The following is a 25,970-nucleotide window of genomic DNA, read 5'->3' as shown; positions in this document are numbered from 1 at the left end:
TCTTCGCCCCTCCTTGTGTCGGCGGTCGTTCCTAGTCTTGTCACCATGCGAACCTGTCTCGGGTGCGGCACCTCGATGACCAAACCAAGCCAGAAGGTGTACTGCAGCGTCGCCTGCCAACGGTCGCTTGAACGCACTGCCAAGACCGCAGAGTGGTTGGCCACCGGCCACGCACGAGCCACCGGCCAACGCGGCCACTACGTTCGCCGATACCTCCTGGACGCACAGGACGGCTGCTGCGAGATCTGCGGGATCGTCGAGGAGTGGAACGGCCAGCCCTTGGTCTTCGTCCTCGACCACATCGACGGCGATGCTGCCAACAACCGCCGCGAGAACCTGCGCATGATCTGCCCGAACTGCGACTCGCAACTGCCGACGTTCAAGAACAGGAATCGTGGCAAGGGGCGGCACTTCCGCCGCGAGCGCTACGCGAACGGGCAGTCGTACTAGCCGATGGGTGCGGCAACACGGGGCTTCCGCCGCGTCACCAGCACCCCGACGACACAGAGCGCACCACCAGCGAACGCCAGCGCCGGCGGCACCTCGTCGAGCAGGACCCACGCCATCACGGTCGCGATGGCCGGCACCAAGAAGGTGGTCAGCGCCTGCTTGCCGGCGTCGGTGTAACGCAGCGCGAAGGCCCAAGTGCTGAACGCAATCGCCGTCGGGAAGACGCCCAGGTAGGCGATCCACAGCAACGTGTCGGTGCTGCCGTTCCGGATCACGTCACCCAGGTCACCGACCCACGGCAGGCAGACGATTGCGCCGATCCAGCAGGCGTAACAGGTCACCTCGAGCCCGGAGAGCCGCCGGAGCAGCACCTTCTGGCACACCACCCCGATCGCGTACGTCGCCGCGGCGAGCAGGGCGAGCAGGACCCCGTCGAGGTCGGAGCCGCCCTCGCCCCGCATCGCGCTGCCGATCACGACCACGCCGCCGAAGGCGATGGCCATCCCGACCAGCAGCCAGCCCGTGAGCCGCTCGCCGAGGAAGAGCGCAGCGAACAGGGCGATCAGGATCGGCCCGACCTGCACGACCATCGCGGCCGTGGCGGCGTCGATCCGACGCTCGCTGTCGTTGAGGGCGAGGTTGTAGATGCCGAACCACGCGACGCCGCAGCCGACCAGCAGCATCAGTTCGTTGCGGGTGAAGCGAGTCCGCGGCGCCCGCGCCAGCAGTGCCGAAAGAACGATCGCTGCAATCAGCAGCCGCCCCAGCGACAGCGCGCCGGGTGTCACTTCGCGCCCGAGGTGACGGATCGCCACGAAGGCAGAGGCCCACAGGACGAGGGTGACGCCGATCGCGGCAATGGGTTGCCAGGGCGGCGGTCCCGTGACGACCGGAGTTTCGGGGGCGGCCTGGGCGGGCGTTGACGTCACTCGTCGAACCTAGGGCGCTCGATCGTCCGGCGGCACGCGGTTTTCGGACGTCCTGCGTCGAGATCCGGACGTTCCGATGAATGTCGGAGTGCTGACTAGTCTGAGGTGCTGTGGACCTCCCCGTGATGCCGCCCGTCCAGCCGATGCTCGCCAAGGCCGTGTCGGGCGTGCCCGATCCGGCGAAGTACGACCCGATCGGACTGCTCTTCGAGCCGAAGTGGGACGGGTTCCGCTGCATCCTGTTCAAGGACGGCGACGAGGTGGAACTGGCCAGCCGCAACACCAAGCCGCTGACCCGTTACTTCCCCGAACTCGTCGAGGCGGCGCGAGCCGAACTGCCGGAGCGGTGCGTCCTGGACGGCGAGATCTTCGTGGCGCTCGACAGCGAGGACGGCAAGGGACGTCTGCAGTTCGAGGTGTTGCAGGAGCGGATCCACCCGGCTGCCTCGCGGATCACGATGCTGGCCGAGAAGACGCCGGCAGCCTTCGTGGCGTTCGACCTGCTGGCGCTCGGCGACGAGTCCTACCTCGAGCGACCGTTCGTCGAGCGACGCAAGGCGCTCGAGGAGGCGCTCGGCGGCCTCGCCGACAAGCCCGACGCCCGCTGCCACCTGACCCGCACCAGCACCGACCCAGCCGTCGCGCAGGAGTGGTTCCACCAGTTCGAAGGCGCCGGTCTCGATGGCGTCATTGCGAAGCCGCTGAGTGCGCCGTACTCCCCCAATGCCCGGACGATGCTGAAGATCAAGCATGAGCGCACCGCCGACGTCGTCCTCGCCGGCTACCGCGAACACAAGACCAGCACCCCCGAACAGCCGCTGATCGGAAGCCTGCTGCTGGGGCTCTACCAGGACGGCGAACTCCAGCACATCGGCGTCAGCGCCAGCTTCACCGCCGCCCGACGGGCCGAACTCTGGCAGGAGTTGCAGCCCCTGGTCTGCGCCATCGAGGAGCACCCGTGGGGGCGCTGGCAAGAGTTCCTCGTCGCCAACCCCGGCCGCCAGCCCGGCACCCAGAGCCGGTGGAGCAGCGGCAAGGACCTGTCCTTCACCCCGCTGCGACCCGAACGCGTCATCGAGGTGAAGTACGACGCCATGGAGGGCCGGCGCTTTCGCCACACCGCGCACTTCAAGCGGTGGCGCGAGGACCGCGACCCGGAGTCCTGCGGCTACGAACAACTCGAGCAGCCGGTGAAGTACGACCTCGCCGACGTGCTCGGGGGCTGAGGTCTCGACAAGCTCGACCAACGAGGGAATTCCTCGACCGCCAGGGACCAGGGGTGCAGGATGGTTGTATGAGCACCGACGCCACACCCGCCCAAGAGCAGTACGACGTCGTCCTCCTCGTGGAGCAGGCCCTGACACCTGTGGATGCGGCCCAGGTTCGCGCGCTGCACGTCGAACTCGACGACGACCCGACGATCGAGGTCGTCTACCACGTGCTGCTGCCGATGGCCGATGCCGCCGCAGCGGTCGAAGCCTCGCTGGGCGTGATCGGTGGCGCCGACCTGATGGCCGCACCGATGACACCGTCGCCGGACGAGATCGAGCACCTGCGGACGGAGTACCGCGACCAGGCCGAGCGCGACCTGGCCACCACCTCCGATGCACTCACCGCTGCCGGCGCCAACGTCGGCGACGGCACCGTGGTCACCGACTCTGCTGTCGATGCACTGATCCGCAAGGTGAAGGAGGTCGATGGCCGCGAGGCGATCATCCTCACCCGGTCCCACGTGGTGGCGGAGTTCTTCCACGTCGACTGGACCTCGCGCGCGCGACGCAAGCTCGGCGTACCGGTCCTGCACCTGCTCGAACACGACGCTTCCTAGAGTGCCCAACGGCAAGGCGTAACAGCAACGGCGGCCGCGTCGTTGATCAGTCATGTCGGCCCTGCACACCCTCGATGTCCGCCTCTACGAGGTGCTGGCGGGCGCGCGCCTGCCGGCCGCTGAGCGCGACCAGGTCATCGACCTGTGCGAGTACGTCGTCGGGTTGATCCCGGAGCTGGACCTGCCCCACCCCGGCCGGACCACGCGCAGCGCCGTCCACCTGCTCCTCGACGACCTGACCACGTCCCTGGACGTACGGGTGCGGGGCGATCTGGCCCGACTCTGCGAAGTCGCCGTGGTGCGCGGCCTCGACTGACTCTCCGACCGACTCCTGCCCGATCAGGTCCCTTCGACCCGGTTGCCCTGCTCGTCCCAGTGCTCGGCGACCTTCTTGCTCGGCTGCACCCGCGGCGGCTCCCCCGGCATCTTCGGGTAGTCCGGCGGGAAGTTGAGCTCGCTCGCACCGTCAGCGACCTGCTGGTCCCAGAGATCCAGCAGCGGCTGGAGCGAGAAGGACTCGTCGTCGATGCTCGTCCACGGGTCGCCGTCGGCCATCCGCTCGGGCACGGTGAAGAGGTTGAAGTCCTTGGGGTCCGTGACCCCGGCGAGCTCGGCCCACGTCATCGGCGTCGAGACGGGCGCACCGGGCAGCGGCCGCAAGGAGTACGCCGACGCGATGGTGCGGTCGCGATTGTTCTGGTTGAAGTCCACGAAGATCCGCTCACCCCGCTCCTCCTTCCACCACGCGGTCGTGACCTGATCATCGCGTCGGGACAGTTCCCGCCCGAACGCGATCGCCGCGTGCCGCACGTCGGTGAACTCCCAACGCGGATCGATCCGGACGTAGACGTGGACGCCGCGGTTGCCCGATGTCTTCGGGTAGGCGCGCAGGCCGAGCTCCTCGAACAACTCCCGGGCAAGATCCGCGACCCGCACGGCATCACCGAACGTCGTACCCGGCTGGGGGTCGAGGTCGATCCGCAACTCGTCGGGGTGATCGGTGTCGGCACGCCGGACCGGCCAGGGGTGGAACGTCAGGGCGCCCATCTGGGCGCACCACACCGGCACCGCCAGCTCGGTCGGGCAGATCTCCTCGGCCGTCCGGCCCGACGGGAACGTGATCTCGACGGCCTCCAGGTAGTCGGGAGCCCCCTTGGGGACGCGCTTCTGGTAGAAACCCTCGGCATCGTTGTCACGCGGGCCGGTGGCCAACCGGAAGCCCTCGCGGACTCCGGATGGCCACCGTTCGAGCGCTGTCGGGCGCTCACGCAACGCGCGCATCAGGCCGTCGCCGACCGCGACGACGTACTCGGCCACCATCAACTTGGTGACCTCGCCCGTCCGCTCGGTCGCTTCGTAGATCACGCGGTCCGGGCTCGACACCCGGACCTCGCGCTCGCCGGCCTGCACCATGGCTGCCGCGGTTTTCGCCATGCGGCGAGCCTAGAGGGTCAGCCCACGACGCCGCTCAACTCGTTGGGCGCCTGCGCCACGTCGATGCTCCGCGTGACCTTGCCGGCCGCGAGGTCGATCACGTGGATCTGCTTCGTCGCCGGCTCGGTGACGTACGCGAGGTCGCCGATGACCTGCAGCGTCGGGCGCGCCTCGTGCCAGTCGGTCGGCTCCCGCCAGGCCTTGGTCACGGGGATCGAGTTCGTCAGGGCAGCTTCGGCGGGATCGATGACGTGCAGGTTGCCATCGGTACCGAGGACCAGCGCGTCCCCGTCAGACGAGCGCCCCAGGGAGCGGAAGCTGTAGCTCGCCGGCAGGTCGACCAGCCGCAGCGACGCGTTGCGGGTGTCGATGACCGACACCCGGGTCGGGCGTTCGAGCTCGGCGTCGGGCTGGACCTTGTAGTCCCCGAGGACGTACGGCGAGGTCTCGTGGCCGGCCTGGTTGCCGATCCGGCCATAGGCGTCAGGCGCCTCGACCTTGGTGATCTCGCGTCCGTCCACGAGGAGAACGCCGTCCTGGCACCCGAACAGCGCGACGTCGCCGGCGAAGGCCTCGCCGTGGACGCCCGGGCACTCGTCGGACGCGGCCAGTTCGTTCCCCGCAGCGGTGATGATCCGGATGCCGCTGCGTGTTTCCGCATTCCCGACCGTGTGGATCAGGTTGCCGTGGCCGTCCTGTACGGCGACGCCGTGGTGGGCCTCATCGAGGGTCCAGGTGTCCAGTTCGGGCTGGCCGTCAGCAGACAGGTCCGCGGGGTCGAAGGCGGTGACGATGCCCGTGCCGTCGTCGAAGACGGTCGTACGGCCGTGGTGCGGCACCACGTGGCCCGGCTCCTCGGCAGCGATTGTGAAGTCGGTCAGTCGCGGATCGGTCGTCCAGGAGTGGCCGTGATCGCCGTGGTCATCGGTCCACGCCCCGAGGTCGAGGGCGGTCAGTCCGCCGGCAGCAGCGACGAGGAGGTGACGGTCGTCGCCGGCAGGGTTGAGCCGGACGAAGCCGTCGATCTTCTCGTCGAGCAGCACGTCACCGGTGGCGGCATCGAGGACGGCCACGCCGCCGTCGTACGTCATCGCCAGCCGGGGCGCCGGGGCCTTCACCTCCGTCGCGGACGCGTCCGCAGCAGGGGTCGTGTCAGTGGAGCGGGGAGCGGATTCCTCGGTGCCGCAGCCGACGAGGGCGAGGGTGGACAGGAGCGCGAGAGCACTGGACTTGATCAACATGAGAACGATTCTCATGTTCAAGTCCAGTCACGTCAAGCCGACGCCCCGCTCCCCTGTCAGCAGCCGTCCGTGAAGAAGATGGCGACGAAGCTCCAACCCGCCCCCAGGAAGTCGAGACCGCACACCACGACGAGCGCGATGATCACCGCGGCCAGCGGCGGTTGCCTCCACGGCCACCGGAGGAGTGCCGTCACGACAGGCATGGCGAGCAGCACCACGGCCGGCACCAGATACGCGGCCGGGTCGACCTCGTTCGCGGCCGAGCACTGCGAAGCGGCCGTGAACCCCAGCAACAGGATCCAGGCCGCCTCGAGGGCGCCCCCGAGAGACAGGACGAAAGCGACGGTTGCCAGTCCTCGGGCCGCGCCGCCGCCACCGGCGGCGGGCCGATGGGGCGGCACTCCCGCGGACGCGATCAGGCGTCCTTGGGTTCCAGCGTCAGGCTGACCGAGTTGATGCAGTAGCGGTCGCCGGTCGGTGTGCCGTAGCCATCAGGGAACACGTGGCCCAGGTGCGAGCCGCAGTTGGCGCAGCGCACCTCGGTCCGCTTCATGCCCAAGGTCGAGTCGTCGATGTACTCGATCGTGTCGCTGATCGGCTGGTAGAAGCTCGGCCAGCCACAGCCGGAGTGGAACTTCGTGTCCGACTCGAACAGGGTCGCCTGACACGCCTTGCAGCGATAGACGCCCTTGGTCTCGGTGTCGGTGTACTCACCCGTGAACGCGCGTTCAGTGCCGGCCTTGCGCAGCACCTGGTACTCCTCGGGAGTGAGTTCGGCCTTCCACTCCTCGTCGGTCTTCTCCACCTCATATGCCATGACACGAGCGTACCCAGCGGGTCAGGCCGTCAACCGGAAACAGGCATCCCGGCATCGCGCCAGGCTGCGAACCCGCCCACCACGTCAGTCGCGTTGCGGATGCCGATCCGCTGGAGCGCGTCGGCGGCCAGCGAGGACGTGTAGCCCTCCTGGCAGAGCACGATCACCCGACGGTCGTACGACGCCTCCGGAATGCTGGCGTCGCTGCGGGGGTCGAAGCGCCACTCGAGCACGTTGCGCTCGATCACGCGCAGCGGCAGCCAGGCCGCGACCTCGCCCTCGACCTCTCGCTGGGCGGCGGGCCGGATGTCGACAAGGAGCGCGTCCCCACCGATCAACTCCTGGAAGGCGGCGCGGGCGCTGACCCGGTCGAGCCGGGAGCGGGCGTCGTCGAGCATCGCGTCGATGCCGTCGTACTGCTGCGCGACGGGGGCGAACCCGGCGAGCGCGGTCACCACTCCTCCCCGGCGCGCTCGACGCCGAGCACCTCGAGGCGGTCACCACGGAAGCGGAAGCGGGTCATGGTGGAGAGTCTCGGCGAGTAGACGTGCAACGACAACGCCGGCAGGTCCGATTCGTTGCGGACATCGTGGGCGTAGCCGGCGCCGAATGCCTTGGCGTCACCCGACTCGAGGTCGTTGAGCTTCAAGCCACCATCGAAGGTGTGCTCGACGAGCGAACCCTGGAGCACGGTGAAGGCGCCGTACGACGCCCCGTGGTCGTGCCAGTCGGTGGAAGCCCCCGGCGGCCACGAGATCAGCCAGACCTCGTACTCCTGCGCGGCGTGGATCCGCAGCCAGGAGCGCTCGGGCTGGTCGGGGTCGATCAGGTAGTTGAGGTCGGGGTCGGCGGCGTACTCACGCACGACCTCGAGCAGGGACAGGACAGCAAGCTGGGTCATCGGGGCGTCTCTCGGAACGGCGTCGGCCACCCTGTCGGGGCCGGACGCGACTGCTGGGATCGGGGATGAGGGCGATCAACAACAGCGACAACACGACAGCGCGTCGCGCGAGACGACGTTCATGGCTGCAGTGCGGTCGGACATGTTCCTATAGTGCATTAAGTCAATGCACTTTGCAAGTGAACTACGGCAGGCGGTTGATGAAGTCCGTGACCTCGACGCGGCGACCGGTGTAGAACGGCACCTCTTCGCGGACGTGGCGACGCGTCTCGGAGCCGCGCAGATGCCGCATCAGGTCAACGATCCGGGACAGGTCGTCGCACTCGAAGGCGAGGATCCACTCGTAGTCACCGAGAGCGAAGCTGGGGACCGTGTTGGCACGCACGTCGGGGTAACCGCGGGCCATCTTGCCGTGCTCGGCGAGCAGCCCGCGGCGCTCGGCGTCGTCGAGGAGGTACCACTCATAGGAGCGCACGAAGGGGTAGACGGAGACGTAGTCGTGCACCCGCTCGTCAGCGAGGAACGCCGGCAGGTGGCTGCGGTTGAACTCCGCCGGCCGGTGCAGGGCCATCTGCGACCACACCGGCGCGAGTCGCGAGCCGAAGGCGGTGCGACGCAGACGGTGGTACGCCGCCTGGAGCGCGTCGCTCGACTCGGCATGCCACCACACCATGACGTCGGCGTCGGCACGCAGGCCCGCGACGTCGTACACACCGCGGACGACGACGTCCTCGGCGGCCAGTTCAGCGATGAGGGCCTCGACCTCGGCGGCCTCGCCCTTGCGGGCGACGTCGTCGTCACCGATCGTGCGGTCGAGGCGGAACACCGACCACATCGTGTAGCGGATCAACTCGTTGAGCTCGTTGATCTTCGCGGCGTTGGACTGGATGTGGGCCTGCGGGTCGGACATGGCCTCCATTGTGCCGCGCCCCCAACTGCCGCACTTCGCACCCCCAACTCCCACACTTCGCGGGTCAGGCGAGCAGGTCGGCGATCGCGTGATGGGCGGAGCCGATGGTGGCGGGGATGCCGACGCCGTCGTACGCCGCGCCACAGAGGGTGAGTCCGGGGACCTCGGCGACGGCGGCGCGGATGCGGGCGACGCGGTCGAGGTGGCCGACCCAGTACTGCGGGAGGCCACCACCCCAGCGCTGCACAACGGCGTCGACGGGTGCCACGGAGAGGCCGGTGGCAGTGGCCAGGTCCTTGAGCGAAACGGTGACCAGTTCCTCGTCCGCGGCCTGCAACGAGGCCTCCTCACCGAAGCGGCCCAAGGACGTGCGCAGCACCAGCAGGCCCTCCCCGGCGGCCCGGACCCAGTCCCACTTCGCGAACGAGAACGTCGATGCCTTGATCGCACGGTCATCGACCGGCGGGACGAGGAAGCCCGACGCGCCGGTGTCGAGAGTCTCGGCGGCCTCGTCAGCACGGAAGGCCAGCGTCACGAGGGCGACCGACGCGTACCCGATCTGCCGCAGCTCCTCGGCGGCGCTCGGCGCGAGGTCGGTGAGCAGGCGGGCGGTCGGGGCAGCCGGGGTGGCGACGACGAGCAGGTCCGCGGCCTCGTCACCGGCGGGGGTGGTGACCACGAAGCCAGAGCCGGTACGACGAACCGCGGTGACCGTGGCGCCGTGGCGGATCTCGACGCCCGGCCGTTCACGCAGGTCCGCCTCGAGCGCGGCGGCCATCCGCCACATGCCGCCGTCGACACTGGCGAACACAGGCGGCGCATCGGCCGGCGGGGTCGGGAGTGTGAACTCGTCGCGCGCGATCAGGTCGACCAGTTGGGGCACGGCAGCCCGCACCGAGATGTGGCGCGCCTGGCCGGCGTAGACGCCACCGAGTAGCGGTTCGACGAGACGGTCGACGACCTCCTGCCCGAAGCGCCCGCCGACGAGCTCGCCCACCGAGACGTCCCACGTGGGGTACTGGACGTGCTGGTGGCGCGCGTCGCGCATGCCCTCGGGCGACAGAATCCCCGAGGCCTCGAGCTGGTCGAGGTCGAGCGGAGCGCCCATCAGCGTGCGAGGCAGCGGACGCAGCGCATCGCGCGTCCACACCCGGGACGTCGCGGCCGTGGGGTGCGTGATCGGAAGTCGGAGGTCCGTGGCGAGCGCCGTACCTTCGGGCCGGCGGTGCAACATCGCCTCCGCGCCGACATCCACGGTCACCCCCGCGACCTCGCCCGCGCGCAACTTGCCGCCCGACCGATCCGTCGCTTCGAGGAGCAGGACGTCGTGACCCGCGATCGCCAGGTCGCGCGCGGCCGTCAGTCCAGCCACACCCGCACCGACCACGACCGCTCGACTCACGCGCCCAGACTGCCAGAGCCCGGGAAGTGTCGCTGCCAGGCCTGGTCCGGCTGGGTCGGCACCCGTGGGTGGCCACGCCGGACCAACAGGCGGTGGATCTTCGCGACCGTCACGTCGGGCCTCGCGTACACGCCCTTGGCGATCACGACGAGGATCCGCCACCCGTCGTCATCGATCTCCTCGCGACGCGCGAGATCCGATTCCCACTGCTCAATGCGCTCGACATGATGCCGACCGTCGTACTCGACGATCAGTCGCACCTCCGGCCAGCTCAGGTCGTAGCGCCGAAAGGCGAGCCCCTCGTCGTCGCCGTAGGTGATGTTGACGAGCGGTTCAGGCAGGCCGGCCAGCACGATCAGCATCCGCAGGCGGCTCTCCATCGGCGAGTCCACGCGCTCGCGCACATAGGCAGCGGCCGTGCGCGCCTGGGCAGAGCCGCTCCCTCGGGCCAGAGCACAGTGAGCCCGCAGCCGGTCCAGCCGGACCATTCCGCGCCGAACCATGTGGTCGCCGACCACGACGAGTTCAACGAGTGGCAGTTGCGTCGCCAGCTCGACGAAGACCTGCTCGGGGCTCGACACCGGCACGCCCTCGACCAGACGCACCAGGTCGGAAGTCGCGTCCGGCGCACAGTGGCAGACGATCCCGACCCGGTTGCGGCGGTCCTGACGCCGTACGACGGTCACGTGCTCCTCCGGCAGCGCTGGGATCGGGAGTCGCCACATCCGAGCGGCCGTGGCGTGGCTGGCCCAGCTCCCCTGCGCGTAGGAGAGCAAGGCGGCTTCGGCGCGCAGCGCCGGAGTCAGCGCAACAGTCGCGTCGACGTAGATGCTCGCGTGCAGTCGGACATGGCGCGGGGAACCGAGCTGGCGATCGGTGAGACCCGCAGCCAGCGCTGCGGCGCGCGTGAAGGGCCGGGTCGGATCAAGCATGCAGTCGAGGATGGATGAGTGGGCGCGCTGCCGCTGCCTTCATCCACAGCCCTCAAGGGCGGGCGCTGGCCTGCGCGGTGAAGGATCACACCTGGGCGCCGTTTCGACAGCGATTCGACCCGGATCGGCGTACAACGTCGCGCCCTGGCGCGATCTTTCACGCCCGAGCGGAACCGTCCGGGACGGCCGCACGTCGTACCGCCATGACGAAGACACCCCGCACCCGATTCCTGCTCGCCATCGCGGCCGTGGCCGCCATCGCCGCGACCGCGGGTTGCTCGGGATCCGGCGACGACGACCGCTCGACGGCCGACGTGGGCGCCAGCAGCGACGATGCAGGGCGCGCTGCTGTCGAGGAGCCGGCCGCACCCCAGGGCAGCCTGGCGGGTGGCGAAGCCCAGGACGCGGCCGCGACGGCGCCCGATGCCGATCCGGCGAAGCAACTCGAGGTACCGGGGCAGTCCGTGATCTCGACCGGCACCATCTCGCTGGAGTCCAAGGACGTGGGCGATGCGCGCACCGAGGTCCGCAAGGTCATCGACAAGTACCAGGGCACTCTCGCCGAGCAGGAGACGACGACCGGCGACAAGGGCGAGGTCACCTCAGCCCGGCTGGTGTTCCGGGTACCGAGCGCCCGCTTCGCCGACGCGACCCTGGACCTGGAAGGAATCGCGACCCTGACCAGTTCGACGTCGTCAGGTCAGGACGTGTCCACCGAGGTGGTCGACGTGGAGGCGCGGATCCGAGCCCAACGCAAGAGCGTGTCCCGCATCGAGGCGTTGCTCGCACGCGCCGAGAGCCTCGAGCAGATCGTCACGATCGAGAGCCAGTTGAGCTCGCGCCAGGCCGAACTCGACGCCCTGCTCGCCCGGCAGATCTACCTCGCCGACCAGACCAGCCAGTCCACGATCAACGTCTACATCGAGCAGCCCTCCCAGGACTCCGACGAGCCCGACGACGACACCGCCGACGGCTTCCTCGGTGGCCTGCGCGACGGCTGGGACAGCTTCGTCTCCGGCTTCGGCGCCGTGCTCACCGTGGTCGGCTTCGCGATCCCGTGGCTCGCCCTGCTCCTGCTGATCGGCATCCCCGCCCGCGTGCTGCTCAAGCGGCGGACGCGAGCAACCGCGTGATCAACGGTCGCGTCCTCTCGAGCCACTGCTCGTAGGCCGCGGGGTCGTCGTACTGCTTGTCGAGGACGTAGAGCCCTCCCGGTACGACGGCCCCGAGGTGCAGGAGGAGCGGCGCGAGGCCCACGTCGGGTGCCAGCGCATGCGCCGGCCCGCCGCCGAGCATCAGGGGTACGGCGATCCCGGACAGCTGACCGACCGCAAACCGGTCGAGGAACAACTTCAGCAACCCCGTGTACGTCGCCTTGTAGGTCGGGCACGCGACGACCACCAGGTCTGCGCCACCGACGTCGGCCACCAGCCCCTCGACCGTCGGGTCGGACCAGTCGATCAGGCCGGCGCCGAGCGTGGCGAGGTCGACCACCAGGTCCGGCTCGCCACCGACCAGTTCGCGGTGCAGGAGCAGGGCAGCGTCGAGGGTGCGGCTGGCGGGACGGGGGTTCCCGACCACGACGGCCGTGCGAGCCGCGCTCATCGCGAACCCACCGAGGCGAACGGCACGGCGCTGCTGTGCAGGCGTTGGGGACCGTCGTACTTCCACAGGCCGCGCTCGGCGAGGATCGGCAGGACCCCTTCGCCGAACCAGTAGGCGCCTTCGAGGTGTGGGTAGGCGGAGAGCACGAACTCGTCGATCCCGAGGTCTGCGTACTCGGCGATCCGGTCGGCCACCTGCTCGTGGCTCCCCACCAGTGCGGTGCCGGCACCGCCGCGCACCAGGCCCACTCCGGCCCAGACGTTCGGGTAGATCTCGAGGTCGGCCGTGCTGCCGCTGTGTAGGTCCAGCATCCGGCGCTGCCCTTCCGACTCGCTACGACGCAGGCCCTCCTGGACCCGCTTGATCGACTCCGGATCAATCCCCTGCAACAAGCGGTCGGCCTCTGCCCAAGCCTCCTCGGCGGTGTCCCGGGTGATCACGTGCATCCGGATCCCGAAGCGGATCGGCCGGTCGTCGGGCCCGCGACCGGCGGCCTCGGCGAGTCCGCGGATCCAGGCGATCTTCTCCGCCACGGCGCTGGGTGGCTCGCCCCAGGTCAGGTACACGTCGGCGTGCTCGGCGGCCACCTTGCCCGCGGCCGGCGAGGATCCGCCGAAGTAGATGTCCGGGATCGGGTTGGGGATCTGCGAGAGCTGGGCGTTCTCGACCGAGAGGTGCTCGCCGGCGAAGTCGACGATCTCCCCCGTCCAGAGCCGACGGACGATCTCGAGGAACTCACCGCAACGCTCGTAGCGCTCGTTCTTGTCGAGGAAGTCGCCGTACATCCGCTGCTCATGGCTCTCGCCACCGGTGACGACGTTGAGCAGCAGCCGCCCGCCGCTGAGGTTCTGGAAGGTGCCGGCCATCTGGGCGGCGAGGTACGGCGCCACGACCCCCGGGCGGAACGCCACGAGGAACTTCAACCGGTCCGTGGTCTGGCTCAGCATCGCCGTACTCAGCCAGGCGTCCTCACACCAGGCGCCCGTCGGCGTGAGGGCGGCGTCGAAGCCGTTGTCCTCGGCAGCGCGAGCGACCTGGGTGAGGTACGGGACGTCGGCCGGACGACCGGCCTGGCCGGGGTTGACGCCATGGCCGCCGCCGACGACGTGGCGTCCGTCGCCACCGTTGGTGGGCAGGAACCAGTGGAACTTCAGGGACATGAGTGTCTCTCGTCTCGTTTCAGGGCCTGGAGGTTTCGAGGCTCGTCGCTGGCGCCCCTCGCACCTCAACCACCGGCTAGATCTGGCCGTTGCGCGGCGGTAGGGTGCCGTCGATCGCGAAGCGACCGAGGTGCTGGACCTTCCAGGCCGCCGGGTCATGGAGGGTGTGGGTGCGGGCGTTGCGCCAATGCCGGTCGAGGTTGTCCGAAGCCAGCGCCGAGCGGGTGCCGGCGACCTCGAACAGCCGACTCGACGCCTCCAGGGAGGCGGCGGTCGTGGCGGCGCGGGCAGCGGCCACGGCCAGGCTGGCGTCGGCACTCGTCTCCGCAGTCAGCTCAGCGCGGGCCCGGTCGACCGCGCGGCCGGCCTCGGCCAACAGCGCCTCCGCGCCCCTCACCTGCAGTTCGATCTCGCCGAAGGCCTTCACGATCAGCGGGTCCCCGGCGGCGCCCTCGACGTCGTACAGCGCGATCGCGTCGGGGTAGGGCCGGCTCCGCGTGGTGACGAAGGCGGCCGCGTCCCGCAGTGCCGCGCGCGCAATGCCCGCGTCGATGGCCGCATGCAGGAGTTGCGCGAACGAACCGTAGGTCTGGGGCCGTTCGAACGTCAGGTGGTACGGCGTGATCCGGCCGGATGCGACGCGGACATCGGCCAGTCGGACCGTGCCGCTGGCGGTGGTGCGTTGGCCGAGTCCGTTCCAGTCATCGATGACCGTCACGCCCTCGGCATCGCGTTCGACCCAGGCGACGTGCAGCGGACCGCCCTCGCCGAGATGGGCGAGGACCGGGATCCAGTGCGCGAACAGCGCGCCCGTGCAGTAGCCCTTCTCGCCGTTGAGCACCCAGTCGCCGCTGACCGCGTCGTCACGGCGCAGCGTCGTCGCGTGATCGCGGACGTGCTTCGAGGCGATCTCGGACTGCGCGTTGCCGAACCGCTTCCCGGCCAGCACCTCGCCGAGCAGGAAGACCTTCTGCGCCTCGGTGCCCTGCTCGAGGAGTGCGTTGACGTAGACGAAGTGGCTGTGCGGGATCTGCGCGATGTTCGGATCGCCGGTCGCGACCAGTCGCACGACCTCGGCCAGCACGGCGGCGCCGAGCCCGGGGCCGCCGTACTCGACAGGGACCGTGAGGGCAAGCAGGCCAGCGGCCGAGAGCGCCTCCACCTCTGCGACGGGGAGGATCCGTTCCCGATCGCGGAGGGCCGAGCCCTCGGCGAAGCTGGCCGCGAGCTCGGCAGCAACGGCGATCGCGGAGGTCGCCGTGTGGACCCTGGGGGTTTCGAGGCTCGTCGCCGGCGCTCCTCGCACCTCAACCACCGGGGCGCTCATCCGACGCGTTCCAGCTCCGCGGCTTCGAGCTCCCGGACGATCGGGAGCACCTCGCGGCCGAAGTACGCGACGTCCTCGAGGTAGTGCAGGAAGCCGAGCAACAGCAGGTTCACGCCACGGCGCTTGTATTCGATGATCCGGGTCGCGATCTGCTCGGGCGTGCCGATCAGGCCGGTGCGGAAACCGTCGTTGTACTGGACCAGGTCGGCGAACTCCGAGTCCTGCCACATGCCCTTCTTGTCGCCGGTGCTCTGGCCGGCCTGGCGTACGGCGCCGCCAAATCCTTCGACGGCTTCGCGGTCGGCCTTGTCGATGATCTCGCGGAGGACGTCGCGCGCCTCGGCCTCGGTGTCGCGGCCGATGAAGAAGCCGTTGACCCCGAACCGGACCTTGCGGTGGTGCACGGTGGCGACATCGGTGACGTCGCGGATCTGCTCGGAGATCCCGTCGGGGGTGTTGCCGTTGGCGAAGTACCAGTCGGACACGCGGCCCGCCATGCCCCGGGCATCGGACGAGTTGCCGCCCTGGAAGATCTCCGGGTGCGGGCGTCCCTCGCTGGCGATCGGCTTCGGCTTCAGGTCGAAGTCGTGGAGGCGGTAGAAGTCGCCGTTGAACTCGGCGTTCTCCGAGGTCCAGATCTCCTTGACGTACCGGATGAACTCCTCCGAGCGGCGGTAGCGCTCGCCGTGCTCGAGCCACGGCTCACCGAGCTTGGTGAACTCGTCCTTGAACCAGCCGCTGACGACATTGATGGCCGCCCGGCCGCCGGAGATCTGGTCGGCGGTGGCGATGAACTTCGCCAGGACGCCCGGCTGCCACAGGCCCGGGTGGACCGCGGCGATCACCTTGAGGCGCTCGGTGGCGAGCAGCAGCGCGAGGCTGAAGCTGGTCGACTCGTGCTGGTTCGCGGCGCCGTACGACGCGATGTAGCGCACCTGGGAGAGCGCGTACTCGAAGCCGTTGTTCTCGGCCAGGCGCGCGAGCTCGACGTTGTAGTCGTAGCCCCAGTCGGTGCGCTGTTCGATCTTGCTGACCACCAGTCCCCCGCTGACATTGGGGACCCAGTAGGCGAACTTGAGCGGCTCGGCGAAGGCTTCGCGGTCAAAGGGCTGGTCGGTGCTCATCGGCTTCTCCGTAATGTCGAGTACGTCAATAGACTTTAGCGTATAGGCCGGATGTTCGACAGGCCAGGCGACCTCCACGGCAGGCGGAAGCGACGATCCCGCGCAAGGCGAAACCGATCACCACCGCCTGCCGTGCGCGGGTCAGGACGGCGCGGTGCGCCCGATCGCCCACGCGTACGGCGGCGGGGAACCGTTGACGAGATATCCGCCGACCACCCTCGACTTGAGGATCCGCGGGTTGTGCGAGGCCACGGTCCGGGCGTTGCGCCAGTGCCGATCCAGGCCCCGCGCACGCGAGGTCCCCGAGGCTCCGAGTGTGTCGAACAGGTTGGTCGTCGCCGTCAGGATCAGGTCGGTCACGGCCACCTGGGCAGCCGACGACTCGAGTTCGGCAACCTCGTTGGCGATCGCGATCTCGACGTCAGCCCCGGGCGGCAGGTCGGCCACCTCCTGCACTGCGGTCGCCGTGCGGATCGTGACCGCTTCGGCCGCGTGGACCGCAGCGGCGGCCTCGCCGATCCGGGCGAGCACCTGCGCGTCGTCGCGGACCCGTGCCGCATTCGCATGGGAGTAGTTGCGCTCGCGACCCTGCACCTGCGCAATGAACTCCCGCAGAGCGGCCTTCCCGATCCCAGTGAGGACGGCCAACAGGTTCAGTTGGTAGAGCGCCGTCTGGAACACGAAACGCTCACCGAACGCCAAGACGTCCGCGGCAGGCACGGGCGCCGCGGCGAAGGCCGTGGTCCCGCTGCCCGTACCGCGCTGGCCGAAGCCGTCCCAGTCGTCGGTGACCGTGACCGTGGGGTCCCGGGTGTCCACGAGGGCGATCGCGAAGTCCGCTTCGCGACCGGGCACTTCGCGCTTCGCGTAGACGTCCGCCCACTCGGCGTAGACCGTGCCCGTTGTGTAGAACTTGCTGCCCGTCAGCAGATAACTGCCGTCGGGCTGGCCGGTCAGCACGGTGGCCTGAGTGTCGATCGAGGTCGCCCCCACCTCCGACCAGGCGTTGCCGGCGATCTCGCCCGCAGCGAAGCGCTCGAACCACACCTGCTGGTCACGGCCGCGGGCGTGTTGCCAGAGCCGGTCCTCGACGAGGGCCGCGTGTCCGCGCAGCGCCTGGGGCAGGTTGGAGTCCGCGGCCGCGAGATCGATCCAGAGCTGCGTGAGCTCGGGAATCGAGGCCCCGCGGCCGCCGTACTCGATCGGGACGCGGAGCGCGCCGAAGCCGGCCGCCTTGAGGCGGCCCACCTCCTGATCCGGCAGTACGTCGTCGAGGTCGCGCTGGAGCGCACCTTCGCCGATCTCCTCGAAGAGCGGTCGGTACGACGCCCGCAACTCATCGAGCAAGGGGCTCCGCAGCGTGGGACGGTCGAGTCCACGCACCACGTCCTGGGCCAACTCGGCGGACGGGAGATCCGTCGTCGTCATCGCCGCGTCCTCACGTGTACCAGGACGGCGCGGGCAGCTCGCCGAGCAGGGCGTAGCGCCCCACCTCGGCCCGCTTGTGGGCGACCGGGTCGTGCAGGCTGTGCGTGCGGATGTTGCGCCAGAAGATGTCGAGACCGACGCTGCTCGCCGTCGCTCGAGCACCGGTGACGTCGTACACCCGCGTCCCGATCTCGAGGCCGGTGTCGATCGCGACCTGCTTGGCCGCAGCGATCACCACCTCCGCCTCGCCGCGCTCCTCCTCGGTCACCGTGTCGGCGTGGGCATTGATCGCCTCGATCAGGGTCGCGGCCCGCTCGACGAGCGCCTCGGCGGCCCAGAGCTTCGAGCGGAGGTCGCCGTACGCCTCGAGGATGTAGAACTCTTCGCTCGCGGAGTCCTTGAGGTCCGGCGTGAACGGCCAGGGACGAGTCCGCTCCCGGGTGTAGGTGGCGGCGGTCGCGAGGGCTCCCTCGGCGATGCCGACGTAGATGTTGGCGAAGATGATCTGGATCAGCGGCACGTTGAGGGTGTTGTAGACCCGCGGCTGGAACTCCCAGCCCTGCTCGGTCTCGACATAACCGGCAGCCGCGGCCCACGGCACCCGGACGCCGTCGATGACGACGCCGCCGCTCTCGGTGAGGCGCTGGCCGAGGGCGTCCCAGTCGCCCTTGAACCGGATGGCCGGCTGCGCGGTCGGGACGATCGCGAAGATGTGCTTGTCGGTGCCCTCGAGGACGCCCTCCAGCACGGTCACATCCGAGACCCGGCCACCGGTCGAGAAGCTCTTCTCGCCACGGAAGACCAGTTCCCCGTCCTCGTCGGCGATGGTCAGGTCGGCGTCGCGCGGATTGACGGCCCCGCCGAAGAACCAGGCCTCCTTCGTGGCCTGCTCCTCGACGGCTGCGATCTGTTCGGGCGTGCCCACCAGGCGCACTGCCCAGAACCACAGGTAGTGGTAGCCGATCAACTGGCCGATCGATCCGTCGCCGGCACTGACCGCACGGATCACGCGCAGCGCCGTCGTCCAGTCCTGTCCACCTCCCCCGTGCTCGACCGGGCCCAGCAGGGTGACCAGTCCGGAGTCCTTGAGCAGCTGCACCTCCGCCGTCGGGATCGCGAGCGCACGGTCTCGTTCAACCGCATCGGCAGCCAGCGTGGTGGCGACCTGGCGGGCTCGGTCGAGCCAGCCTTCGGCAGTCGAGGGGCGGTCGGTCCACCCACCGGCAACAGTGCCGGTCGGGGCGGTCAGGTCAGCAGTCATGGACGAACTCTCCTTGGGGAACGGGCAGGCGTGATACTGTTTCTCTAGAAACTTACTGCACTTTGAGTCCGGGGCAAGCGCCTGGACCCACGGCGTCGCCGATGGTGGTGATCGGCGGCGACACTCACCACCCACCGCAGGAGCACGACATGCGCATCGAACAACTGGAGTACCTCACCGCCGTCACCCAGCACGGATCACTCCGCCGCGCCAGTGAGAAGCTCCACCTCTCCCAGCCCGCCCTCAGCGAGGCGCTCACCAAGCTCGAACGGGAACTGCGGGTGACCCTGCTCGACCGCCGACGCTCCGGCGCACGCATCAGCCGGGAGGGCCGCGAACTGCTGCCCTACATGAACGAGGTGCTCACCGCCGTCGACCGCCTCCGCGTCGCGGCCGGCGACCAGCGCACCGACACCCGCGTCATCCGGGTCGGCACCGTGCACGCCGCCACCTCCACCCTGCTGGTGCCCGCGGTCCGCGTCTTCCAGGAGCGCCACCCCGGTACGACGGTGGAAGTGCTCACCATGCAGCAGGCCCAGATCGACGAAGCGTTGGCCGAGGGCACCCTGGACCTCGGTCTGGTCAACGTGCTCGACGGCGACGACGCACCCATCGGCCTCGACGGGATCGACCTGCTCGTCGGCCGACCGGTCGCCGTACTGCCGGCCGGGCACGCGCTCACCGCACGCCCCCAGGTCACCATCGACGAACTGCGCCAGGAGCGCTTCGTGATGATGCGCGCGGGCTACGTCATGCACCGCTACGTCCACCGCGCGTTCGGCCCGGAGGTCCCGCCGGCCGCACACAGCACCGACGGCGCGGAGATGGGCAAGGCGCTGGTGGCCGAGGGCATCGGCGTGACCGTGCTCCCGGACTACTCCGTGCACGGCGACCCCCTGCACCGGGTCGGCCTGATCGAAACCCGCCCCATCGTCGGCGAGCAGACCTTCGTCACCCTGCAACTGCGCCAGCGCAAGACCCTCCAGCAGCCGCTGCCCGTGCGGGAACTCCAGACCGCGCTGATCGCACGGGCGAAGGAGTACCGCGCCGCCAACGAGGCGGCGGCGGGCGCGGCGTCCTGAGGGGGTCGGACCGCTCGGCCATGATGGCCGCATGACCGCCACCCGGATCGCAGTGCTCATCGACGCGGACAACACCTCGCCGAAGCACGCGAGCGCCCTGCTCGAGGAGCTCGCGAAGTACGGCGTCTCGACGGTCAAGCGGGCCTACGGCGACTGGACGACCCCGCAGCTCGGAGGCTGGAAGACCGAGCTCAACCAGCACGCGATCGTGCCCGTGCAGCAGTTCGCCTACACGACCGGGAAGAACTCGACCGACTCCGCGCTGATCATCGACGCGATGGACCTGCTCTACAGCGGCAACCTCGACGCGTTCGCCCTGGTCTCCAGCGACAGCGACTTCACGCGACTGGCCACCCGGATCCGTGAGTCCGGGATGACCGTCTACGGGCTGGGCCTGCGCAAGACCCCGCAGTCGCTGGTCGCGGCTTGCGACACCTTCATCTACCTGGAGGTGCTGGGCAAGGACGCGGCGACCGGCCAACCGTCCGGGCCGGTGGATGCCGGCGACGACACGCCCGACGACCCGCCGCTCCCGAACCTGCAGAGCCTGCTGGTCCGCGGCATCAACAACGCCTCCGACGAGGACGGCTGGGTCAACCTGGGAGCGCTCGGCAACTACCTGCGCACGGCGAGCCCGTCCTTCGACCCGCGGCTCTACGGCTTCCCGAAGCTGCTCTCGCTGGTGGAGGCCCAGCCGTTCCTGACCGTCACCGGCTCAGGCAGCGGCACGAAGGTCAGCCAGAAGGGCAAGGCCGCCGCGAAGAAGACCACGGCGCGGAAGGCGAGCGCGACGAAGGAGCCCGCGGCGGCGCCCGTTGACGAGGTGAAGTCCACCCGGCCGGTCGTCACCACGACCACGCGGAAGCGCGCCGCGAAGAAGGCTCAGCCCAGCGGGTAGGACTGCACGAACTCGGTCAGCCGCGCGAGCTGGTCGGGGTTGGTGCTCGGGATGACCCCGTGGCCGAGGTTGAAGATGTGGCCGCGGGCGGCACGCCCGGCCTCGATGACCTCGGCGGCACGCGCCGTCATCACGTCCGTCGGTGCGAACACCAGGGTCGGGTCCAGGTTTCCCTGCACGGCCCGGTCGCCCACCATCGGGATCGCCCGGCCCAGCGGGGTGCGCCAGTCGACACCGACGACATCGGCACCGGCCTCGCCCATCAGGTCGAGCAGGTTCGTCGTACCGACGCCGAAGTGGATGCGCGGGACGCCCAGCTTGCCGACCTGCTCGAGGACGCGCGCCGAGTGCGGCTGGACGTGGCGGACGTAGTCGCCCGGGGTGAGCGCGCCGGCCCACGAGTCGAACAACTGGACGGCGGAGGCACCGGCCGCGACCTGGGTCTCGAGGAACGCGGCGGAGATGCCGGAGATCTTGCGCATCAGCGCGTCCCACACGTCGGGGGCACCGAACATGAGGGCCTTGGTCTTGGCGTGCTCCTTCGAGGGCCCGCCCTCGACGAGGTACGACGCCACGGTGAACGGGGCGCCCGCGAACCCGATCAACGGGGTACCGCCGTTGATTCCGGCGAGCTCGCCGACGAGGCCCTGCACCGCGGCCGTGATGTACGGGATCTGGTCGGCCGTGAGGTCCGGAATCGCCTCGACGTCCGCGAGGGTCCGCACCGGGTTGGCCACGACCGGGCCGACTCCGGGAACGATGTCGAGGTCGACGCCGACCGCCTTGAGCGGCAGCACGATGTCGGAGAAGAAGATCGCGGCGTCGACGCCGTACCGACGGACGGGCTGGAGGGTGATCTCGACGATCAGTTCGGGGTCAGCGCAGGAGTCGAGCATCGCGATGCCTTCGCGGAGCTTGAGGTACTCCGGGAGCGAGCGGCCGGCCTGGCGCATGAACCACACGGGCGTGTGCGGGACGGATTCACCGCGGGCAGCCTTCAGGAAGGCCGAGTCATGGAGGGTCGTCACGGGTTCAGGGTCGCAGGTGAACGGCGTGGGACGCACATCGATCGGCACCCTTCGCCCTAGTCTGACCTCATGGTCGCTCGCCAGGAGTCGAACCCGGGGTCCGGCGCTGCCGGCACACCCCGCGAGTTCACCGCTGCCGTCGACAGCCTTCGGTCAGCCAACTTCCGCCCCGAAGTGTTCTGCGAGGAGATGCCCGCGCCGCAGCGGATCGCGCCGTATGCCACGGCGCTGTCCGCCGACGTCACGGTCGACGACGACGAGGTGGCCACCGGTCGTCTCGTGGTGCTGCACGACCCCGCCGGCAACGACGCCTGGGAGGGCACCTTCCGCTGCGTCGCGTACTGCCGCGCCGAGATCGACCACGACCTGGCCACCGATCCCCTGCTGACCGACGTCGGCTGGACCTGGCTGACCGACGCGCTCGAGGCCCACGGCGCCGAGCACGTTGCCGAATCCGGCACCGTCACCCGGGTCGCCACCGAGAGCTACGGCGGAATGGCCGGCGAGCCGGGCAACGCCCAGCTCGAGATCCGGGCCTCCTGGACGCCGACCGACCCGACCGACCTCGTGTCGCATGCCGAGGCGTGGGGCGAGTTGATGTGCACTGCTGGTGGCCTGGAACCGGTGCCGGACGGGGTGGCCGTGATGCCGTCGCGTCGTGGCCAGCGGGGCGGCACCGACTGATGGCTGATCAGCCAACCGAAGCACCTGACGGCACGCCGGAGGAAGCAGAGACTGCACCGCCGGTCGAACTGCTCCGACTCGCCGACGGCCTGCCGCCGGTCATCGACACCGTGCCTGCCCTCGAGGCCTACTGCACCGGCCTTGCCGCCGGCACCGGCCCCGTCGCGATCGACGCCGAGCGCGCCTCCGGCTACCGCTACTCGAGTCGCGCCTACCTGATCCAGGTCAAGCGCGAAGGATCCGGCATCGGCCTGATCGACCCCATCGCGTTCGAGAACCTCGACCTGCTCTCCGAGGCCATCGGGGACGCCGAATGGATCCTGCACGCCGCCACCCAGGACCTCGCGTGCCTGGCCGAGGTCGGCCTGCGCCCCACGGTGCTGTTCGACACCGAACTCGCCGGCCGACTGCTGAACTACCCCCGCGTCGGTCTCGCGACCCTGGTCGAGACCCTGCTCGAGCGGCAGTTGCTCAAGGAGCACTCCGCCGTCGACTGGTCCACCCGCCCGCTGCCCGAGTCCTGGCTGGAGTACGCCGCCCTGGACGTCGAGGTGTTGGTCGAACTCCGCAACCTGCTGGCTGCCGAGCTCGAGGAGACCGGCAAGGCGGACTGGGCGCGCCAGGAGTTCGACAACCTGCTCAGCTTCACGCCGACCGTGCGCGTGGATGCCTGGCGCCGGACCAGCGGGCTGCACAAGGTGCGGGGTCGTCGTACTCTCGGCGCGGTGCGGGCCCTGTGGGAGGCCCGCGACAAGCTGGCCCAGGAGCGTGACGTCACGCCCGGTCGTCTGATCCCCGACGCCGCGATCGTCGTCGCCGCCACCGCGATGCCGACCACGCGCGGTGGCCTGATGTCGACCTCGGGCTTCCACGGACGGGGCGCCTCGCGCTACGCGAACGAGTGGCTCGAAGCACTCCAGAAGGCCGCGGCGCTGCCCGAGGACGAGCTACCGACCCGCGTCACCCACGGTGACGGACCGCCCGCGCCCCGCGCCTGGGGCGACAAGGACCCCGTGGCCGCCCGCCGTCTCGAGTTGGCGCGCGCTGCGATCGGCGCCATCGCCGAGGAGCAGAACCTCCCGCTGGAGAACCTGCTCACCCCCGACCACCTGCGCCGGGTCATGTGGACCCCGCCGAGCAGCCGCGAGCCCGTTGAGCTGCTCGAGGCCGTGATTGATCAGCTCCGCGCCCTGGGCGCCCGCAGCTGGCAGATCGGCCTGACCGCGCCCGCCCTGTCCAGCGCGGTTCTCGACGCCGACGCGTGGAAGCGTCAGTTGCGGGAGCGGTCGTCCGTGGCAGCGTCCGACGCCGGTGCGCTGGACGAGGACCCTGCCGATGGATCATCGGACGGGTCATCGGACGCGCCGTCCGAGGGCTCTTCCGACGGGTCGTAGTCCGGGTCCAGCAGCGTGCGCGACTTCTCGTCGATCGCACGCAGCAGTTCCTGCAGGTCCGTGAGGACGGGCGTCGTCAGCAACGCCTTGATGTCCGGGGTGATCAGCGCCTGGAGTTCCGCACCGTTCGTCATCAGCGGCGGCAGCACGATCGAGCGCACGACGTTGTTGAAGACGACCGCGTGGGCAGGCAGCTGGTCGGGCTGCAGAAAGTCCTTGGAGAGCGCGACCGTCAGCTTGCTCGGCTGGATGTAGCCGGTCTCGGCGACCCGGGCGACAGCCTCGTCGCTCACCAGGTAGCTGAGGAAGTTCGCCGAACTCTCGGCGCGGCCCGCAGGCCCCGAAGCCAGGCAGATGCCGTTCTGTTCGCCGACCGTGTGGTTGGCGCCGAGCGACGGCATCGGCATCACGTCGAAGTTGAGTCCCTCGACTGCGCGCAGGTCGGGCGTCAGCCCGCGGAACCCGGCGATCATCGCGAGGCGACCGCGCTTGAACCAGTCGATGGCCGGCCGCTGCTCCAGTTGCCGGGTGGTCAGGGTGAGCCGGGGATCCCGCAGGAGTTCGAGGGTCTGGCGCAAGGCGTCCGTCGAGTCGTCCTCGCCGAGGGACAGGGTCTTCGGCTCGTCGCCGTCGAAGATCTTGCCGCCGCCGGAGTAGATGAACGGTGCCAGACCGCGCAGGGTCGGCTCGATGTAGACGCCCCGGGTCTTCAGCCGCGGCCGGCTCGCGAACTCGGCAGCGGCGCGGAACTCCGCGAAGTTCCAGCCCGAGTGGTCGTCCTTCGGCGTCGGCAGGCCTTCGGCAGCCATCGCCTCGAAGTCGACGAGGTCGGTGTTGTAGTACATGACCATCGGTGAGGTCGTGTACGGCATGCACTGCAGGTCGTCGTCGACCGAGAACGCCTCGATGGCGTCGCGCGAGAAGTCCTCGCCGACCGGGATCTCGCGCTCGTTCAGCAGGTCGAGCAACGGCAGGTTGCGCTTCTCGGCGATCGTCTCGGCGAGGTCGCCGCGCGGCAGGAGGTACAGGTCCGGACGAGCCACGCCGGTGCGCATGGCCAGGAGCATCGATGCGGCGTCGGGCCACGAGGCGAGCGCGACGTTCGTGTCGGTGCTGCTCTGGTTGTAGTCGTCGACGACGACCTGATAGGCAGCGACCTCGGCCTCGTTACCCCAGACGGCGAACTTGAGATTCGTCATGGTGGGCTTGGTCGACACGGGGTGGTCCGGCTTCTCGACCTTGCTTCCGCTGGCCAGGACCAGCATGCCGATCAACACAGAAACGGCGACGACGCCGACGACGGCACCCGTTCGCCAGTCGAAGCGACTCACGCGCGTCATTACCGTCCTCACCGTGTCTCCCCAGTACCGGTGATCACCCTACCGGGGGGTTCGAGCACACCGGGCCGGGAGCGCCTCACGGCGCAGGGCCGCTCGTAGCGGCTTGTTTATGGGACCCGGGGCTGCCGCGACCCGGCGTGCTCGAGTCCCCATTGTAACGGGGTCAGCCCAGACCACGCGCCAGTTCGACGTGCCCAGCCGCCTCGAGTTGTTCAGCGAGCGCCAGCATCCTGCGGACGTCGGCGTCCGGCACCTCACTGAGCGCCGCCCGCCCCGCTGCGACCACGCGCGCGAACGCCGAGGCGCGAAAGAGGACGTCGGCAAAATCACCGGCGGCGATGCCCCGCAGCACCTCGTCGATCATGTGGCGCAACTCATCCGGTCCGGGCGGGTCGGCCACGCCCGCGACCACCCGGGCGAACTCCGCACGCGCCCGTCCGGCCTCGAACTGCCGAGCGACACCGGCCGGGTCGGCGTACACCCACGAACGGAGGAGGTAGAGCCGCCACAGGCAACCCGACAGCGAGTCGGCCGACGCGTGCGACCAGACCTGGGCAATCGCCTCGATGCCCTCGGTGTCGGCAAGGTGGACGAGCCTCTCAGCCACGTCCGCGTCCTGGCTGTCGTGCGCTCCGCGCACAAGAAGTACGGCGGCGCGCTCCGCCGCTTCGGTCAGGAGCGCCGGATCGGCGCCATCGGCGTGGTCCTCGAAGAACGCAGCCTCCCGCGGAACGGGGCGATGGTGCGGGCGCTGATCGGACACCCGAACAGCCTACGGTCGGCGCGGTTCAACTA

General features: G+C 69.7%; 27 protein-coding genes and 1 pseudogene. 9 read left to right on the top strand and 19 right to left on the bottom strand.

What is annotated here, in order from left to right; genetic code table 11:
- Window positions 1-45: 45 nt before the first annotated feature.
- A complete protein-coding gene (locus HRC28_RS08555; RefSeq protein ID WP_182379691.1) occupies window positions 46-450 on the top strand; it encodes an HNH endonuclease in 405 nt (134 codons plus the stop codon).
- Here the strand turns inward: HRC28_RS08555 and HRC28_RS08550 are convergent.
- Window positions 447-1,379: a DMT family transporter gene (locus tag HRC28_RS08550; RefSeq protein ID WP_237111754.1), complete on the bottom strand. Its 933-nt coding sequence runs from the start codon at window positions 1,377-1,379 to the stop codon at window positions 447-449. The two genes, HRC28_RS08555 and HRC28_RS08550, sit on opposite strands and share 4 nt — an antisense overlap.
- Before the next feature lie 110 nt (window positions 1,380-1,489).
- Between HRC28_RS08550 and HRC28_RS08545 the strand changes: the two genes are divergently transcribed.
- From HRC28_RS08545 to HRC28_RS08535, 3 genes are all read left to right on the top strand, one after another.
- Complete coding sequence (locus HRC28_RS08545) at window positions 1,490-2,605, top strand: ATP-dependent DNA ligase (protein ID WP_182379690.1); 1,116 nt, start codon at window positions 1,490-1,492, stop codon at window positions 2,603-2,605.
- A 68-nt stretch (window positions 2,606-2,673) separates the two neighbouring features.
- The gene (locus HRC28_RS08540) at window positions 2,674-3,207 is read left to right on the top strand and encodes a hypothetical protein (protein WP_182379689.1); all 534 of its coding nucleotides are present in this window, start codon (window positions 2,674-2,676) and stop codon (window positions 3,205-3,207) included.
- A 52-nt stretch (window positions 3,208-3,259) separates the two neighbouring features.
- Window positions 3,260-3,523, top strand: coding sequence for a hypothetical protein (locus HRC28_RS08535; RefSeq protein ID WP_182379688.1), 264 nt, complete (start codon window positions 3,260-3,262; stop codon window positions 3,521-3,523).
- A 23-nt stretch (window positions 3,524-3,546) separates the two neighbouring features.
- On the opposite strand, the gene HRC28_RS08530 is transcribed toward HRC28_RS08535, so the two are convergent.
- The 9 genes from HRC28_RS08530 to HRC28_RS08490 all read right to left on the bottom strand — a co-directional run bounded on the left by HRC28_RS08530 (window position 3,547) and on the right by HRC28_RS08490 (window position 10,844).
- Complete coding sequence (locus HRC28_RS08530) at window positions 3,547-4,641, bottom strand: DNA polymerase domain-containing protein (RefSeq protein WP_182379687.1); 1,095 nt, start codon at window positions 4,639-4,641, stop codon at window positions 3,547-3,549.
- A 17-nt stretch (window positions 4,642-4,658) separates the two neighbouring features.
- On the bottom strand, window positions 4,659-5,882 hold the full coding sequence (gene aztD, locus HRC28_RS08525; protein ID WP_182379686.1) for a zinc metallochaperone AztD: 1,224 nt from the start codon (window positions 5,880-5,882) through the stop codon (window positions 4,659-4,661).
- Between the two features lie 56 nt (window positions 5,883-5,938).
- Window positions 5,939-6,283: a hypothetical protein gene (locus HRC28_RS08520; protein WP_182379685.1), complete on the bottom strand. Its 345-nt coding sequence runs from the start codon at window positions 6,281-6,283 to the stop codon at window positions 5,939-5,941.
- 14 nt (window positions 6,284-6,297) lie between these two features.
- Window positions 6,298-6,699: a peptide-methionine (R)-S-oxide reductase MsrB gene (msrB, locus tag HRC28_RS08515; protein WP_182379684.1), complete on the bottom strand. Its 402-nt coding sequence runs from the start codon at window positions 6,697-6,699 to the stop codon at window positions 6,298-6,300.
- A gap of 29 nt (window positions 6,700-6,728) precedes the next feature.
- Entirely contained in the window at window positions 6,729-7,154 is a 426-nt protein-coding gene (locus HRC28_RS08510; protein WP_237111753.1) for a rhodanese-like domain-containing protein, read from the bottom strand.
- Complete coding sequence (locus HRC28_RS08505) at window positions 7,151-7,600, bottom strand: cysteine dioxygenase family protein (protein WP_182379683.1); 450 nt, start codon at window positions 7,598-7,600, stop codon at window positions 7,151-7,153. Before HRC28_RS08505 ends, HRC28_RS08510 begins: the two co-directional genes overlap by 4 nt.
- A 184-nt stretch (window positions 7,601-7,784) precedes the next feature.
- Window positions 7,785-8,510, bottom strand: a complete 726-nt coding sequence (hemQ, locus tag HRC28_RS08500; RefSeq protein WP_182379682.1) for a hydrogen peroxide-dependent heme synthase — start codon at window positions 8,508-8,510, stop codon at window positions 7,785-7,787.
- 64 nt (window positions 8,511-8,574) lie between these two features.
- Entirely contained in the window at window positions 8,575-9,912 is a 1,338-nt protein-coding gene (locus HRC28_RS08495) for an FAD-dependent oxidoreductase (RefSeq protein WP_182379681.1), read from the bottom strand.
- Window positions 9,909-10,844 (bottom strand): DUF559 domain-containing protein, encoded by a 936-nt coding sequence (locus HRC28_RS08490; protein WP_182379680.1) that lies wholly within the window; start codon window positions 10,842-10,844, stop codon window positions 9,909-9,911. The genes HRC28_RS08495 and HRC28_RS08490 overlap by 4 nt, the downstream gene beginning before the upstream one ends.
- Before the next feature lie 203 nt (window positions 10,845-11,047).
- On the opposite strand from HRC28_RS08490, the gene HRC28_RS08485 reads away from it, so the two are divergent.
- Window positions 11,048-11,977 carry a DUF4349 domain-containing protein gene (locus HRC28_RS08485; protein ID WP_182379679.1) on the top strand — a complete coding sequence of 310 codons (930 nt, stop codon included), beginning with the start codon at window positions 11,048-11,050 and terminating at the stop codon, window positions 11,975-11,977.
- On the opposite strand, the gene HRC28_RS08480 is transcribed toward HRC28_RS08485, so the two are convergent.
- The 6 genes from HRC28_RS08480 to HRC28_RS08455 form a co-directional block, all read right to left on the bottom strand.
- Window positions 11,949-12,449, bottom strand: coding sequence for an NAD(P)H-dependent oxidoreductase (locus HRC28_RS08480; protein WP_182379678.1), 501 nt, complete (start codon window positions 12,447-12,449; stop codon window positions 11,949-11,951). The two genes, HRC28_RS08485 and HRC28_RS08480, sit on opposite strands and share 29 nt — an antisense overlap.
- Window positions 12,446-13,609 (bottom strand): LLM class flavin-dependent oxidoreductase, encoded by a 1,164-nt coding sequence (locus tag HRC28_RS08475; RefSeq protein ID WP_182379677.1) that lies wholly within the window; start codon window positions 13,607-13,609, stop codon window positions 12,446-12,448. The genes HRC28_RS08480 and HRC28_RS08475 overlap by 4 nt, the downstream gene beginning before the upstream one ends.
- 76 nt (window positions 13,610-13,685) lie before the next feature.
- Complete coding sequence (locus HRC28_RS08470) at window positions 13,686-14,936, bottom strand: SfnB family sulfur acquisition oxidoreductase (protein WP_182379676.1); 1,251 nt, start codon at window positions 14,934-14,936, stop codon at window positions 13,686-13,688.
- Entirely contained in the window at window positions 14,933-16,060 is a 1,128-nt protein-coding gene (gene sfnG / locus HRC28_RS08465) for a dimethylsulfone monooxygenase SfnG (RefSeq protein ID WP_182379675.1), read from the bottom strand. The genes HRC28_RS08470 and sfnG overlap by 4 nt, the downstream gene beginning before the upstream one ends.
- A gap of 141 nt (window positions 16,061-16,201) precedes the next feature.
- Complete coding sequence (locus HRC28_RS08460) at window positions 16,202-17,488, bottom strand: acyl-CoA dehydrogenase family protein (protein ID WP_182379674.1); 1,287 nt, start codon at window positions 17,486-17,488, stop codon at window positions 16,202-16,204.
- A gap of 10 nt (window positions 17,489-17,498) precedes the next feature.
- Entirely contained in the window at window positions 17,499-18,749 is a 1,251-nt protein-coding gene (locus HRC28_RS08455; protein WP_182379673.1) for an acyl-CoA dehydrogenase family protein, read from the bottom strand.
- 149 nt (window positions 18,750-18,898) lie between these two features.
- Between HRC28_RS08455 and HRC28_RS08450 the strand changes: the two genes are divergently transcribed.
- Window positions 18,899-19,831 (top strand): LysR family transcriptional regulator, encoded by a 933-nt coding sequence (locus HRC28_RS08450; protein ID WP_182379672.1) that lies wholly within the window; start codon window positions 18,899-18,901, stop codon window positions 19,829-19,831.
- A gap of 31 nt (window positions 19,832-19,862) precedes the next feature.
- Entirely contained in the window at window positions 19,863-20,729 is an 867-nt protein-coding gene (locus tag HRC28_RS08445) for an NYN domain-containing protein (RefSeq protein ID WP_182379671.1), read from the top strand.
- Here the strand turns inward: HRC28_RS08445 and hemE are convergent.
- The gene (gene hemE, locus HRC28_RS08440) at window positions 20,714-21,757 is read right to left on the bottom strand and encodes a uroporphyrinogen decarboxylase (RefSeq protein WP_202033274.1); all 1,044 of its coding nucleotides are present in this window, start codon (window positions 21,755-21,757) and stop codon (window positions 20,714-20,716) included. The two genes, HRC28_RS08445 and hemE, sit on opposite strands and share 16 nt — an antisense overlap.
- Window positions 21,758-21,826: 69 nt before the next feature.
- Here hemE and HRC28_RS08435 point away from each other — a divergent pair, with 69 nt between their 5' ends.
- Both HRC28_RS08435 and HRC28_RS08430 read left to right on the top strand, forming a co-directional pair.
- Window positions 21,827-22,441 (top strand): DUF3000 domain-containing protein, encoded by a 615-nt coding sequence (locus HRC28_RS08435; RefSeq protein ID WP_182379670.1) that lies wholly within the window; start codon window positions 21,827-21,829, stop codon window positions 22,439-22,441.
- Window positions 22,441-23,835 carry an HRDC domain-containing protein gene (locus HRC28_RS08430; protein WP_182379669.1) on the top strand — a complete coding sequence of 465 codons (1,395 nt, stop codon included), beginning with the start codon at window positions 22,441-22,443 and terminating at the stop codon, window positions 23,833-23,835. The genes HRC28_RS08435 and HRC28_RS08430 overlap by 1 nt, the downstream gene beginning before the upstream one ends.
- Window positions 23,836-24,056: 221 nt before the next feature.
- Here the strand turns inward: HRC28_RS08430 and HRC28_RS25335 are convergent.
- Both HRC28_RS25335 and HRC28_RS08425 read right to left on the bottom strand, forming a co-directional pair.
- Window positions 24,057-25,034, bottom strand: a pseudogene (locus tag HRC28_RS25335) (extracellular solute-binding protein); the annotation flags it as partial.
- A gap of 304 nt (window positions 25,035-25,338) precedes the next feature.
- Complete coding sequence (locus tag HRC28_RS08425; RefSeq protein WP_237111752.1) at window positions 25,339-25,938, bottom strand: hypothetical protein; 600 nt, start codon at window positions 25,936-25,938, stop codon at window positions 25,339-25,341.
- Window positions 25,939-25,970 lie beyond the last annotated feature (32 nt).

It is taken from the genome of Nocardioides sp. WS12 (genome assembly GCF_014108865.1).
GTDB lineage: Bacteria > Actinomycetota > Actinomycetes > Propionibacteriales > Nocardioidaceae > Nocardioides.
Note: the sequence above shows the minus strand (reverse complement) of the source record. Positions and strands in the feature narration are given on the sequence as shown.